13 protein-coding genes are annotated in these 14,356 nt (G+C 44.1%); 11 read left to right on the plus strand and 2 right to left on the minus strand.

Features of this window, described 5'->3' with window-relative positions:
- Window positions 1–18: 18 nt before the first annotated feature.
- Window positions 19–1,338, plus strand: a complete 1,320-nt coding sequence (locus FO442_RS15485; protein ID WP_144334122.1) for a TIGR00341 family protein — start codon at window positions 19–21, stop codon at window positions 1,336–1,338.
- Between the two features lie 14 nt (window positions 1,339–1,352).
- Here FO442_RS15485 and FO442_RS15490 read toward each other — a convergent pair whose 3' ends face one another.
- Entirely contained in the window at window positions 1,353–1,682 is a 330-nt protein-coding gene (locus FO442_RS15490) for a four-helix bundle copper-binding protein (protein ID WP_144334123.1), read from the minus strand.
- 332 nt (window positions 1,683–2,014) lie between these two features.
- On the opposite strand from FO442_RS15490, the gene FO442_RS15495 reads away from it, so the two are divergent.
- From FO442_RS15495 to FO442_RS18755, 7 genes are all read left to right on the plus strand, one after another.
- Entirely contained in the window at window positions 2,015–2,431 is a 417-nt protein-coding gene (locus FO442_RS15495) for an HYC_CC_PP family protein (RefSeq protein WP_144334124.1), read from the plus strand.
- A 76-nt stretch (window positions 2,432–2,507) separates the two neighbouring features.
- Window positions 2,508–3,356 carry a DUF3347 domain-containing protein gene (locus FO442_RS15500; RefSeq protein ID WP_144334125.1) on the plus strand — a complete coding sequence of 283 codons (849 nt, stop codon included), beginning with the start codon at window positions 2,508–2,510 and terminating at the stop codon, window positions 3,354–3,356.
- 5 nt (window positions 3,357–3,361) lie between these two features.
- Window positions 3,362–3,922, plus strand: a complete 561-nt coding sequence (locus FO442_RS15505) for an AraC family transcriptional regulator (protein WP_144334126.1) — start codon at window positions 3,362–3,364, stop codon at window positions 3,920–3,922.
- 78 nt (window positions 3,923–4,000) lie between these two features.
- Window positions 4,001–6,418: a heavy metal translocating P-type ATPase gene (locus tag FO442_RS15510; protein ID WP_144334127.1), complete on the plus strand. Its 2,418-nt coding sequence runs from the start codon at window positions 4,001–4,003 to the stop codon at window positions 6,416–6,418.
- Between the two features lie 101 nt (window positions 6,419–6,519).
- Window positions 6,520–6,735: a heavy-metal-associated domain-containing protein gene (locus FO442_RS15515; RefSeq protein WP_144334128.1), complete on the plus strand. Its 216-nt coding sequence runs from the start codon at window positions 6,520–6,522 to the stop codon at window positions 6,733–6,735.
- A gap of 60 nt (window positions 6,736–6,795) precedes the next feature.
- Window positions 6,796–9,015: a multicopper oxidase domain-containing protein gene (locus tag FO442_RS15520; RefSeq protein ID WP_144334129.1), complete on the plus strand. Its 2,220-nt coding sequence runs from the start codon at window positions 6,796–6,798 to the stop codon at window positions 9,013–9,015.
- A 165-nt stretch (window positions 9,016–9,180) separates the two neighbouring features.
- The gene (locus FO442_RS18755) at window positions 9,181–9,357 is read left to right on the plus strand and encodes a hypothetical protein (RefSeq protein WP_186280179.1); all 177 of its coding nucleotides are present in this window, start codon (window positions 9,181–9,183) and stop codon (window positions 9,355–9,357) included.
- A gap of 180 nt (window positions 9,358–9,537) precedes the next feature.
- Here FO442_RS18755 and FO442_RS15525 read toward each other — a convergent pair whose 3' ends face one another.
- Window positions 9,538–10,407: a hypothetical protein gene (locus tag FO442_RS15525; protein WP_144334130.1), complete on the minus strand. Its 870-nt coding sequence runs from the start codon at window positions 10,405–10,407 to the stop codon at window positions 9,538–9,540.
- 102 nt (window positions 10,408–10,509) lie between these two features.
- On the opposite strand from FO442_RS15525, the gene FO442_RS15530 reads away from it, so the two are divergent.
- The 3 genes from FO442_RS15530 (at window position 10,510) to FO442_RS15540 (ending at window position 14,110) form a co-directional block, all read left to right on the plus strand.
- Window positions 10,510–12,378, plus strand: coding sequence for a tetratricopeptide repeat protein (locus tag FO442_RS15530; protein WP_144334131.1), 1,869 nt, complete (start codon window positions 10,510–10,512; stop codon window positions 12,376–12,378).
- A gap of 104 nt (window positions 12,379–12,482) precedes the next feature.
- Entirely contained in the window at window positions 12,483–12,944 is a 462-nt protein-coding gene (locus FO442_RS15535) for an MgtC/SapB family protein (protein WP_144334132.1), read from the plus strand.
- A 251-nt stretch (window positions 12,945–13,195) separates the two neighbouring features.
- Window positions 13,196–14,110, plus strand: a complete 915-nt coding sequence (locus FO442_RS15540) for a hypothetical protein (protein ID WP_144334133.1) — start codon at window positions 13,196–13,198, stop codon at window positions 14,108–14,110.
- Window positions 14,111–14,356 lie beyond the last annotated feature (246 nt).

The following is a 14,356-nucleotide window of genomic DNA, read 5'->3' on the forward strand; positions in this document are numbered from 1 at the left end:
GTTTGTATCTTTTTATCGATGGAAAACCAAAATTTACTTCAATTCCTGAAGAAATTCATTGTCAGCCGTTTCAATTTGCGTCACGACCAGGCAAACGAACAGGAAGTTATCCGATCAATTACACGAAACTCTGATTTCGTTGGGGCGAACCTGTGGACCTTGATCTTTGCCATCCTCATCGCCTCGATCGGGTTAAACATGAATTCGACAGCTGTGATCATCGGTGCGATGCTGATCTCACCGCTGATGGGACCGATCATGGGAGTGGGCCTTGGAATCGGTACGAATAATTTCGAACTGGTAAAAAAAGGGGTGCGCAACCTAATTACAGCAACACTGATCGGCATCGCCACATCTGCCATTTATTTTTGGATCACACCCTTGGATGAGGCTAAAAGCGAACTGCTGTCTCGCATCACACCTACGTTATGGGATGTATTCATTGCTTTTTTCGGCGGATTGGCGGGAGTGGTTGCCGCAACGCGTAACGAAAAAAGCAACGCAATTCCCGGGGTAGCTATTGCAACAGCACTAATGCCTCCGCTATGTACAGCCGGTTATGGATTGGCAACAGGACATTTTTATTATTTTTTGGGCGCACTGTATCTATACCTGATTAACAGCATTTTTATCTGTATCAGTACCTTTATGATTATCAGGCTGATGAAGTTCAAACGGGTTTCTTTCGACGATCCCGCGAGTGAAAAAAAAGTATCCCGGTATATATTGGGTGTAATAATCATTACCATTCTGCCGAGTATTTATCTGACATACGGGATCGTTCATCAAAGTATTTTTGAAAGCAATGCCAAGAAATTCGTGAAGGAGCAGTTCACATTTAAGAACACGATGGTCATTAGTACAGCGGTGAATTACAACACTAAAACCCCGGAAATAGATGTGTCACTGATTGGAAAGGAGTTGCAGCAATCCATCATTGACTCCATTGAATCGAATTTGAAACAATACCAGCTGGATGAGGCCAAACTAATCGTCCGTCAGGGCTTTAATGCCCGGAAAGAAATAGATCCTTCCAAAATAAAAACAGGAATATTGGAGGAACTTCTCCAACGGGATTCCCTTCATACCCAGCAATTAAAAAAATCACCGGAATTTCCGGATATACGGAATGAATTGAAAGCACTTTATCCAACTTTAAAGTCGTACTCCCTGGGAAATGCCGTGGTGCGGGTTACGGAAGGAAGCAAACAGGATGATACTTTAACACTCATTGTGCTAAAGTTCTCCACACCGCTTCGGAGAACCGAACGGGAAAAATTAACGAATTGGCTAACTGATAGATTACAAACCGATTCGATTAAATTGGTGTTGGAATAAAAGCGTTTTCTGCATCATGCCGCCATTTTTCTACAATGTTCGGCACACGTTTTACATGCTTCCGAACATTCTTTGCAATGTTCATGTGCATGTTTCCCGCATTCTTCACTGCAACGTTCGCACATTTCTGCACACAGCCTGCAAAGAGCTCCTGCTTGCTCACTGCCGATACTCATTAAACGGGCTGCTGCATAACACAGGGTGGCGCATTCCATGTCCAATTGAATACAGCGTTTCATATTCTCCAAATTTTCTTCCTGCAAGCAAGAAGAAGCGCAATGATCGCATAATGCTGCACAGCGGAGGCAAGCATCAATACAACTTTTGTAATCGTGATAATTCATCGTTCGTTTTATTTGTTAATTCAACTTAGTTATTCGTTCAACGAAAAGGTGGTTTGGAAAAGCGGAGGAAATATAAGTTACTAAAGATGTTGCAGGATGAAAAGAGAACCTGTGATTTATGCAAAAAATTATAAAAAATGTAATAGTGCCTTTACTTTTGTCTTCCTGCATCCGTTTGCCCAGCTTCCCGCGCCAGCCTTCTTTCTATTGGCGGTGGAATTCCAAAAAAAGATTAAATTTTCAGTATGCTGTGAAGTGATTTTTAACTTTAAGTTTGAAAACAGTTGTTTTCAATTGGCATGTAACTTACATTTGTTTATAATCAAATGGGAATGAAACGGATTCTTTCACTGATAATAATGGTTCTGTACCTGCTTCCGGCTCTTGGAATGACGGTATCGACGCATTTTTGTGGAGGACGATTGACAGATGTCTCTCTATTCGGTTCAACATCTAAAATGAATTGTTCCTGCGGAACCACCATTCCCGAAAAGAATCCGCTGGTTCAGAAAAAATGCTGCGAACAGCTTACTTATTCGTTAAAACTTGGAAATCAGCAGCTCAAACAGTCGGTTTCCATTGTTAAAAGCACCGATGCGGAAATAACAGCACCGAAACAGTTCCGGTTTGAATTCACCCGGAACAGGGTCATTGTTCATGCGAATACCGTTTTGAACTACATTCCGGATCTGCCGCCCGGCAGGTACAAAGAACCGATTTACATCCAGAACGATTCGTTCCTGATATAGAATCAGCTGATAAACCGCTATGATAGATGCTCCTTTAAGAGGGGAATTTCTTTAATGATTCAAAAAAACAAATGATATGAAAAAATTACAGCACTTCATGCTGGGAATGTCACTGTTGTTGGCATTTACCGCTTGTGCATCTCCAATAAAAAATGCAAAGACCGAAACATATAAAGTAGCAGGTAATTGCGACATGTGTAAAAACACCATCGAAACTGCAGCTAATAAGAAAGGCATTTCTTCAGCTGAATGGGACAAAGACAAAAAAGTCCTGACCCTGACATATGATTCCAAACAAACAACCCCATCCGAAGTGCTTAAGCGGGTGGCTTATGCCGGTTATGACAACGAACAGTTTCTGGCTCCCGACGATGCCTATGCAAAACTCCCGGGATGCTGTCACTACGATCGGATGAAGAAAGAAACTTCTGTCGCGGCTAATCCGGCGAACGAACAGAAAGAAAGTGAAACAGTTGTGAACGAACAAGAGAAGGGAAACTTACTTTCCGGGGTGTATGATCACTACTTTGCATTGAAGGATGCACTGGTAAAAGACGACGGCAAAACTGCTTCAGCAAAAGCATTGGCGCTGGCGAAAGCAATTGGAGAAGTAGACATGAAGTCCATGTCTTCTGAAGAACATGCCGCTTGGATGAACGTTTCGGGAGATTTGCTGATGCATGCCGAACACATTGCGGAAACAAAAGACATCGCGCATCAGCGAGAGCATTTTTCCAAGTTGTCGCAAAAGATCTATACGTTAACCGAGACATTTAAACCGGGCGAAACGACCTATCTGCAACATTGTCCGATGTACAATGACGGAAAAGGAGCCGATTGGCTGAGCAAGGAAAATGCAGTGAAAAATCCGTATTATGGAAGTTCCATGCTGACTTGCGGAAAAACAACCAAGACGATCCGGTAAAAAAAATGAAGGTTTATATCAAAAACATGGTATGCAACCGCTGTAAAATGGTGGTGAAGTCTGAGCTCGAACAGCTCGGGCTTCAACCGCTTGCGGTGGAATTGGGTGAAGTGGAGTTAAAAGAAGCATTGACAACCGAAGAAAAGAAACGGATAGATACACGCTTTCGTGAATTAGGGTTTGAATTGATCGATGACAAAAAAAGCAGGCTGATCGAGCGGGTGAAAAATCTCGTAATAGAGCTGGTGCATCATTCGGATGAAACATTGAAAATGAATGTGTCCGATTACCTGATGCAATTCATTCCAATGGAATATAAGTACTTGAGTAATTTGTTTTCGGAAGTCGAAGGAACAACCATTGAGAAGTTTTACATCGCTCAGCGGATAGAACGCGTGAAAGAATTGCTCGTTTATGACGAATTGTCTCTCAGTGAAATTGCCGATCAGATGGGGTACAGCAGTGTTGCCTACCTGAGTACACAATTCAAAAAAGTCGTCGGGCTCACTCCCAGTCATTTCAAAAGCATTAGAGCGGCTAAGCGGAAATCACTCGATTTGTTGTAAAAGTCATAACTCTATCAGGAAATTCCATAACGCATATCCATTGTTTTCAAGTGAACTTTGCAATATAAATTGAAAATTATGGAAATAACAGATCAGGAATTACTTCATATTCCGCTTGAAGGGGTGGAAAGTGAACATTGTGCCATGATTGTGGACAACGGATTAAAGGATCTTGAAGGAATCACTTTTCATAAGGTGGAGTTGAACAACAACCGTGCAATCATCAATGAAACAAAAGCGTTTAATATTTTACCGAAGGCTGTCAAAAGGATTCGTGACCTGGGATATGAGGTCGCAACAGTCAAAAAGAACTTTCCGGTGTTAAACATGACTTGTGCATCCTGTGCAGTCAGTGCGCAGACGATCCTTGAAAGCACAAAAGGAGTGGTTTCGGTTTCTGTAAATTACGCCAATAATTCGGCATCCGTGGAATACATTCCTACCCTGGTTGGACCGAAGGAGCTTCAAACCGCATTGCGTTCAATCGGCTATGACCTGATGATTGATGAAACTGAAACGGCACACGATACGCTGGAAGAATTACACAGCAAAAAATTCCGCAGGTTAAAACTGCGAACACTGGGTGCGATCCTGTTGTCACTTCCGGTGGTTGTCATAGGAATGTTTTTCATGGATATGCCTTATGCGAATTATATCATGTGGGCTTTTTCCACACCCGTTGTAGTTTGGCTTGGTAAAGATTTCTTCATCAATGCGTGGAAACAGGCAAAGCACCGTTCTGCCAATATGGATACGCTCGTTGCTTTGAGTACCGGAATCGCCTACCTGTTCAGTGTCTTCAATACTTTGTTTAGCGATTTTTGGCACAGCAGGGGATTGCATGCTCATGTGTATTTTGAAGCAGCATCCGTTGTTATCGGGTTTATTTTACTAGGAAAATTACTTGAAGAAAAAGCAAAAGGCAATACCTCTTCCGCATTGAAAAAACTGATCGGGCTGCAACCTAAAACGGTTACCGTTTTGAACAAAGCCGGCGAATCGGAAGAAATACCGATCATACAGGTACGTATCGGTGATACGATAGTCGTAAAACCAGGAGAAAAAATTGCGGTGGATGGAAGGGTGATTTCCGGGACCTCATTCGTTGATGAAAGCATGCTGAGCGGGGAACCGTTGGCAGTTGAAAAAAAGGAAGGTTCGGAAGTGTTTGCAGGAACGATCAATCAAAAAGGAAGTTTCCGGTTCCAAACAGAAAAAGTGGGAGATGCAACCATGCTGGGACAGATCATTAAAATGGTCCAGGATGCACAGGGAAGTAAAGCTCCTGTTCAGAAGCTGGTCGATAAAATTGCAGGGATCTTTGTGCCGGTCGTTTTGGGTATTTCAATCCTGACCTTGATTCTCTGGGTAATCCTGGGAGGAGAGAACGGGTGGACACAAGGAATTCTTTCACTGGTGACCGTGCTGGTTATCGCCTGTCCCTGTGCGCTTGGATTAGCAACACCTACGGCGATCATGGTGGGTGTGGGCAAAGGGGCCGAAAACGGAATTTTGATAAAAGATGCAGAAAGTTTGGAGCTTGGGCGCAAAGTGAATGCGGTGGTACTCGACAAAACAGGGACGATTACCGAAGGAAAACCGCAAGTTACTGGCATCCATTGGTTAAATGACAATCCATCGTCGCAATCCATCTTGTACACTATGGAAAAACAATCCGAGCACCCGCTTGCAGAATCTGTGGTTGAATACCTCCAGGGAAAAGAGTCGCTTCCTGTTCAGCACTTTGAAAGCATTACAGGATTCGGGGCAAAGGCAGAGATAGCAGGCAACACTTATTATGTGGGAAACAAAGGCTTACTCGAACAGAACCGGATTATTGTGAGCGAGGAATTGGTTGCCACAGCGAAAACCTGGCTCGGCGAGGCAAAAACAGTCATTTTCTTTGCAGATACACGGAAGGCACTTGCGGTGATAGCTGTTTCGGATGAGATCAAAGAAACTTCCGTAGAAGCTGTGAGGCAATTGAAACAGTTAGGCATTGAAGTGTATATGCTTACCGGAGATAACGCACAAACAGCAAAAGCGATTGCGGAGAAAGCCGGAATTGACCACTATCAAGCGGAAGTCCTTCCTGCGGATAAATCGGCATTTGTGAAACAGTTGCAGGGAACAGGTAAAGTGGTTGCAATGGTCGGTGACGGGATCAACGACAGCAACGCGCTCACACAGGCAGATGTCAGTATTGCCATGGGAAAAGGAAGCGATATTGCCATGGACGTGGCGCGAATGGTCATCATTTCTTCCGATCTGACCAAAATACCGGTCGCATTTCACTTGTCCAGGCAAACCGTTTCAGCAATCAGGCAAAACCTGTTCTGGGCGTTTATCTACAACATCATAGGTATTCCGATAGCGGCCGGGGTGCTCTACCCCGTGAACGGTTTCCTGCTCAACCCGATGATCGCAGGTGCCGCGATGGCATTGAGTTCTTTAAGTGTGGTGAGCAATAGCTTGCTGCTGAAATTCAGAAAGTGAAGAAGCCGTAAAAATCATAAAACGTACAGAAAATACTATAAGACAGGAATGCCGTAAAAGCGCAAACTTTGCTGGAGTAATAGTTGAAAAAATACATTAACATGAAAACACATCAATTTAAAACAACGATTAAATGTGCCGGATGTTTGGAAAAAGTAAGCCCGTTTCTGAACGAACAGCTGACTCCGGAAGAATGGAACGTGGACATCCTTAATCCGGATAAAATCCTGACGGTCCATTCGGATAAAATAACGGCAGACGAAATCGAAGAAAAAGTAATACAGGCCGGATTCCGGATTGAACGAATTCGCGAATAATAATCCCGGAAAGTCTCCTTTCGTAAGAAAATGAGTGGTTAACAATGGAAATTGATTGAGATGAAGAAACGAATGTGGATAATCATGATGCTATGGATGCCCCTGATAACACTGGCACAAAAAACAGTGCGTTATGATTTGTATGTCAGGGATACGATCGTAAATTTCACAGGTAAGGAGCGGCAGGCCTTTTCCGTGAATGGGAGCATCCCCATGCCTGAATTGCATTTTACGGAAGGAGATACTGCAGAGATCTGGGTTCATAACGAATCAAAAAAGAAAACTTCCATTCATTGGCATGGGGTGATCCTGCCCAATGAACAGGATGGTGTTCCATATCTGACCACGGCACCCATTCCGGGCGGAACAACCCATTTGTATAAATTCCCCATCGTTCAGAACGGAACATACTGGTATCATTCCCACATGGAATTGCAGGAACAAAACGGGATGTACGGAGCATTTATCATTCATAAAAAAGAGGAAACAAAGCTGCCGGAATATACCATTGTTTTAAGTGACTGGACAGATATGAAACCATTCGAAGTCCATCGGAGACTGCACATGGCGAACGATTGGTCTGCAATTAAAAAAGCCGTGGTCCAGAAAGGTGCGGTGCAGAGTTATGCAGATGCGATTGCCGCGCGAAGTCTCAAAACAAAATTCGGGAATGAATGGAAGCGCATGTTGGCAATGGATGTGAGCGATGTGTATTACGACAAGCTCCTTACCAATGGCCGGTCGGAAGATGAAGTCCCCGCGTTTAAAGCCGGGGACCGGATCCGGGTAAGGATCATCAACGGGAGTTCTTCATCCTATTTCTGGATCCGTTATTCGGGGGGGAAGATGAATGTTGTTGCCAGCGATGGAATGGACGTGGTACCGGTACCCGTTGACCGCTTCATCATTGCCGTGTCGGAAACCTACGATGTGATCCTGACAATTCCTTCGGAAAACACAGCTTTCGAGCTTCAGGCAACATCGGAAGATCGGATCCGAAGCACCTCCTTGTGGTTGGGAACAGGTATAAAACAGCTGATTTCTCCGCTGGAACCCCTGAAGTATTTCGAAGGCATGCAAATGATGAATGACATGATCAAAATGGATGGGAACCTGGACGACATGGGAATGAACATGAGTTTGCAGCAAATGGATATGAATGTGGTGATGTATCCGGAGATAACCGGTTCAAAGAAAAAGAAAAAACAAGGGCACAAGCACATGGACATGGCGGATGGCAAGCAATACAAAAGCAATGAACTGTCAGAAATCGTGACACTGAATTACAACATGCTCCGATCGCCTGTAAAAACGACCTTGCCGGAGGCCAAGACGACGGTTTACCACTTTGAACTGACCGGGAATATGAATCGCTATGTTTGGAGCATCAATAATAAAACCGTTTCCGAAGCTGATAAGATTTTAATCAGGAAAGGGGAGAATGTCCGGATTATTATCTACAACAACTCCATGATGCGCCACCCGATGCATTTACATGGACACTTTTTCAGGGTACTGAATGAAAACGGAGACTATTCTCCGTTGAAAAACGTCCTGGATATCATGCCGATGGAAACAGACACGATCGAATTTGCAGCAACCGAGAGCGGTGATTGGTTTTTCCATTGCCATATTCTGTACCACATGATGAGCGGAATGGGGCGGATTTTTTCCTACGAAAACTCCCCTCCGAATCCCCAGTTGCCGAATCCGGAGAAATCTCTGAAGAAGTTGTATGCCGATGACCGTGAATTCCATTTCATGTTTCTGAATGATTTTGCAACAAACGGAAACGATGGTGAAATGATGCTGCAAAACACACGATGGAGTTTGCAGGCCGAATGGCGGTTGGGCTACAGTGCGAAGATGGGTTATGAGACGGAAGTCCATATGGGCCGGTATATCGGGAAAATGCAGTGGTTTATGCCCTATGTCGGGTTGGATTGGCGCTACCGCAGGATGGAAAGCGGAGAGACCGAGCGCAATTTGTTTGGCCAGGTGAATACACACAATCAGCGAACGGTTCTCTGTGCCGGGATTCAATATACGCTACCCATGCTCATTGTTGCCGATGTCCGAATCGATACGGACGGGAAATTCCGCCTGCAATTGATGCGGGAAGATATTCCGCTCACCAAACGTTTGCGTCTTGGTTTAATGTACAATTCGGATTTTGAATACATGGCAGGCCTGAAATATATCCTCAATAAATCCTTTTCACTTTCCGCTCATTACGACAGCGATATGGGCTTCGGAGGCGGTTTTACCTTCACGTATTAATCGATGGAAAATGGAGTTTCGAGTACAGGCTTTGTCCTGATACGCAATTGCCCTGCGGGAATTCAGATAAATGCATCCCGGGTTTCTTTTTTACGGTAATTTGGTAAACATGCTTGAAAAACGATTAATTTTATGATTGCAATACATCGTTTTTAAATTGACACAATGAAAACCAATCACGCGCTTATTCTAACGATTCTTGGACTGCTGGTGATCAGTACAGCACAAATAGTTGCTCATTACATCCAACTTCCTGATTTTATTTTTGGTGCCATCACGGGTGTTGGTATCGGTTTAATGATTCTTGCAGTGATTAAACTAAAAAAGACTATTTCAATGTAGGTATGCCTGAGGGTAAACTGCAACTAATGAAATGAGAATCGCAATCGGGAGGGACTCAAGCCCGCCACCTCCAATAAGAAAAGAAGTGATGTTTTAATACTACCTCAGATCTCGTTGGTCTCAGAACTTCTGTTCTTTAGGAGAACAAGAGGGGCAGAGCCCCAATCGCTTCAACAATACTTATTTCCCAAACACATAAGAAACCCCTATCGAGAAATTCGTCATTTTGTTCTCTGCCAGGAAATCACTGGTCTTTGTTGGAGGCTGGTAAACCAGTTGGCCATTTTGATCATAGTAATAGTAGTCACCATTAAATTTGTTGGAGTCAAAAACCACTTCACCGTCTTTTTTATATTGAATATCACGAATGCGTGTCAGTAAGGTATTCGGGATAATTTGGACGCTGAATGCCAGTTGCAGGCCAAAAGTGGCACCTTTCTGTGTGGACCAGGTTAAGTTGGCCCCGATCATTCCGTTGAGAAAGACATTTTGGAAAGGCCCGTTCGAGTAAAGTTGGGTAGTTTCATATCCTAAGCTGTAATTGATGTTGTTTAAACTGTCCGTATATATTCCTGTACCGTACTCAGGATTGATGATCAGCACTTTGGCATCCACACCGATCTTCGGAAAAAGAGTAAAGCGGTTCTTCAGTTCAATGCGGTGAACATAATGCAGCGGAATGTGAACGAATCCTGCATTAGAGCGCGAGTCATTCAGGTTCATTTCGGTTGGATCAGAGAGAGGCGGGAGGGTAAAGCGGAATGAGTTATCGGTCATCATCAGTTCAAGCCCGATCCCGAATTCCACCCCGAAGTTTTTGATGAAATTCATTTGTGTATAACTGAAGGTCACCCCGATATTTCGCCGCACGTCATCATATGTGTTCGGATTTTGAAGAAGGTTCGTTTGGTACAAACTGCTGGACTGAGGTTTAGCATAGCTGCTGTAAGTAATGCCGATTGCTTTGTACTCGTTTCGCTTAACAGGTTTTTCCTGGGCATTTGCCGATGCAGTGAACAGGGCAAAAAATGTGATCACACAATATTTCATAGGGTTATTTTTTTTTCAAAATTAGACTGAATATTCGCTTGTTACCGGGGGTGTACCCCATTTGTACTCCTATTTGTGCCAAATCTTTCCTAATTTTAGTCCATGCGGCGACTTTACATTTTGTTTTTGGTTCAATGGGTGTTTATCGGAAACCTCCTTGGGCAAAATTCCTTCCAACAACAACATGAGAAATTCATCCGTTTGCACACAGACTCAGAGCCGGAAATACTCCTTTCAATCATCCGGGCAGAGGAGCAGATCATCCGGAAAAAGGGAAAGAATGCGACTCGGAGAGATCGGGCGGAATTGACTTTGGATCGCGGTATCTATTACTACCTGATCGATGAGTACGAAAAATGCATCCCGGCTTTTGAACAGGCGGCTAAATTTCAGACACTGCAATCCGCCCAGGATAACATCATCCTGTATACTTACCTGGGAGTTAGCTACCGCGACGGACGGCAGGATTATGAGAAAGCCCATCGGCATTTCGACAAAGCCATTGAGCTGGCAGAAAAGAAAAACGACGATGAATTGCTTGCAAGTGCGGTTCTGAAAAAAGCATCCAATTATTATAACCAGGACCAAATTGCACAGGGGATTCGTTTACTGGAATCATTCATGCGCAAGAAAGAAGGGGAAATGACCGTCAACTGGAAAATATCCTTTCACGGGTTCCTGGCCCAAGGGTATAACAAACTGGGAAATTATCCGAGAAGCTACGCAAATTTCACCGCCGCGATCGAACAGGCAGAGAAAACGAACAACCGGGAACTAATTTCCGACCAGTACCACAATTTCATTCTTTATTACCTGACCAACCAGCGTTATAAAGAGGCAAGGGACCAGTCTTTTAAAGTGATTAAACTGCTGAAAGGCAAGCCCGGATTGGAACCGAAATTGTATGATTCCTATGCTATTTTAGGACAGATTTATTCGTCACTCAATCAACCGGATTCGGCTTTATATTATGCAACGAAGTCACATGATTATGCATTCAAAACAGGGGATGAAGAGAGCCTGACGATCACCTACGCAACACTGGGACATATCTATGGCGACATGAAACAGTATCGCAAAGCCCTGGACTTTCTCCTGAAATCCGCTTCGTACGAAGAACGGCTGACCGGTATGAGCGCTGCTTCAGATATTTACCACAACATTGGCGTGATATACCTCAAAATGAAGCAGTATAAGCAGGCGATTACCTATTTCAATAAATCCAATGAGCAGGCTTACCTGGAAGGAGATATCTATACCCTGCACTTAAATTACAGTGATTTGGCAAAAGCCGATCGGGGAGTGGGGAACCTGGAGCAGGTGGTTGCCATGCAAGATTCGTCCTTCCTCTATTATGACAGCCTGAATAACATCGAAAAAAACAGGGAGCTATTCCAGCTGGAAGTCCGTTACAAAACAAAGCTCAAAGAACAGGAGAACAAGCTGTTAAAACTGGAAGTGAAGAAACAGCACGAAGCTCAAAGAGATTTGATCGTCCTTGGAATTGTCGTCATCCTGCTACTGCTGGGAATACTCTATATTTTGTTCATCGGTAACCGATTGAAAAAAAGTAAGGTTGCAGAAGCACAGGTGAAAATTCAGAATCAGGAACTGGAGGGAAAATTGCTTGTGCAGCGCCTCCATATGCTTACCGAAGAAATAAACCGGAAAAACAACCTGATCCGGTCATTGGAAAATGAAGCAAATTCGCAGGTGGAAGAAAGTTTGATCAATAAAGTGAGCCTGGAGAACGACTGGCTGGCATTTATGTCCGAATTTGATAAAATACACAGTGGTTATCTGTCGGAGTTAAAAAGCAGGTTCCCGGAACTTACAACCAATAACCTGAGGCTTGCGGCATTGGTCAAACTGGAGTTTTCCAATAAAGAGATCGCCCGGATCCTGTGTATTACCGAGAACGGGGTGAAAAAAGCAAAACAACGTTTAAAGGAACGGACCAAGATGGATTGAGTCTTATTCATTCCTACTTTTTCCAAAGCCTAAGCAAAAATGCATTTCCTACCGTTGTTTCTTCCCTGATTTTGTTAAATTAGAGGACGATCGAATCAGGTAATATGAACGTGGATATCAAGTTTGAATTGATTATCGGGGCGAAGTTGCTTTTTGCCTTGGTATTGGGAGGTCTCGTTGGTTTTGAGCGGGAACAGCACAGCAAGTTTGCCGGGGTGAGGACCTTCGGAGCGATAGCTGTTTCTGCGTGTATTTTTGTGGCCATTGCCGAACACCTCACGGATGATACTTCAGCCATTGCTCGGATACTGGCGGCTATTGCAACCGGTATCGGGTTCATTGGCGCCGGGCTCATTTTCAGGGAAGGGAACCACATGCATGGATTAACAACCTCTGCGGCACTTTGGGCTACCGCCGGCATCGGTTCGGCCATTGCATTGAACATGTTTATCATTGCCGTTCTGGCCACAGCAATTGTTTACTTCCTGCTGCGCATGAAGCGCTTTGGCTGGTACCAAAAAATCATCGAAGACGAAGATCAAAAAGACAATCCGGACGAGCGGTAGGATAAAATGGTCTTACTTTTTGCCAAGAACCTAAAAACTCTATCCCTTGAGGGAAGATTAACGCTTATACTTGTGGCTTCATGAAGGCGAAGAGCTATTGGCGATACAAGATCAGTATAGGTGCTAAGATGGGTGACATTCTCGAGAGGTGTGCGAATTTCCCGCTCCGTAACACATAAATCGTCCGGAATAAATTCATTCTGTTCGATTCAATCATTTTAGTATATTCGAAGTGACTATTCACACCAGTTATGCACACTCACAAAGACAACAACGCGCAAAACAAAGGACTGCTGTCAGCCGCAACTGACCGGTTTTCAAAAGAACAAAAAAAAGATCCGGAACTGAAACTGGCTGACAACCGGCCGCAAGCCCTGATCCAACAAAAATTGCAGGCGGCAGCCAATGACAGTACACAGGCAAAGAACAATTCCCGTTTCCAGGCAATGGCAGATAATCGCGGAACAGTTCAGCGGCAAGCCGTTATACAATTGGCACGTACCAAACAACGACCCAAAAAAGCAACCGTCAGCGGACACGGAGGGTTACGTCGCGATAAGAAGGGAGACTTGGTTCCTTATAAAATTCCGAAAGGCAAAACGATCGTGATCACTGCGCCGCCGGGCGCCACCCTGGGTGATATTTCCCTGGTACTCAATTCTACGAATAACCCGGATTACAAAAAGATCCGGAAAATGATGAAGATTAGCACCAACAAAGACCTTTGGAAAAACAGTACGGTAATCTCCATTGTGCGCCAGAATACACAGATCGGAAAAACAGACCTGCAGACCAAACTGCTGGAGGAGCTGGACACAGCCAAGCGCAGCTTCAAAGACCTGAAAGGAAGCGAGAAAGGATCACTTGCCGCGCTCGAGCGCAAGCCTGAATTTGAGGAATGGGCCGAATCATATGTCACCCCGGAAACCTTCCAGGTGAAAAAACAAGGAGAAGAGATTGACGATATGCAGCTCGAGCCATTCGAGGATGAATTGCGCAGTTCCGACAAGGATACCGCAAAACAAACGGAGTATATTGAAAAAAAAACCTTTCTTTCCGATTATGTAGACGACAACCCAGACCTGACATACATTACCGTAAATGCATGCAGTGATGACCCTTCTGCACAATCGGATTTTACCGGGTTCCAGATTGATAAGAAGTAGGGAAAAGTACTCGTATGGCTGATGAAGGCGAAGTATGACTTTCGCAAAAAATCAAATGTTGAGGTAGCAGGTAAAAACGCTTTTTCCAGCTTTTCATTCAAGCAACCTTCCGTTTCGGAGGCTTCACCGAAACAGACGGCATTAATTTCCATCATCAAAAAAGCCATTCCGAATTTGTGTAATCTGCGGGCTAAAAAAAGCTCTGCCACAGATACAGATCACTTTTCACCAACAGTGTTAGGAGAC

It is taken from the genome of Fluviicola chungangensis (genome assembly GCF_007558725.1).
GTDB classification, from domain to species: domain Bacteria; phylum Bacteroidota; class Bacteroidia; order Flavobacteriales_D; family Crocinitomicaceae; genus Fluviicola; species Fluviicola chungangensis.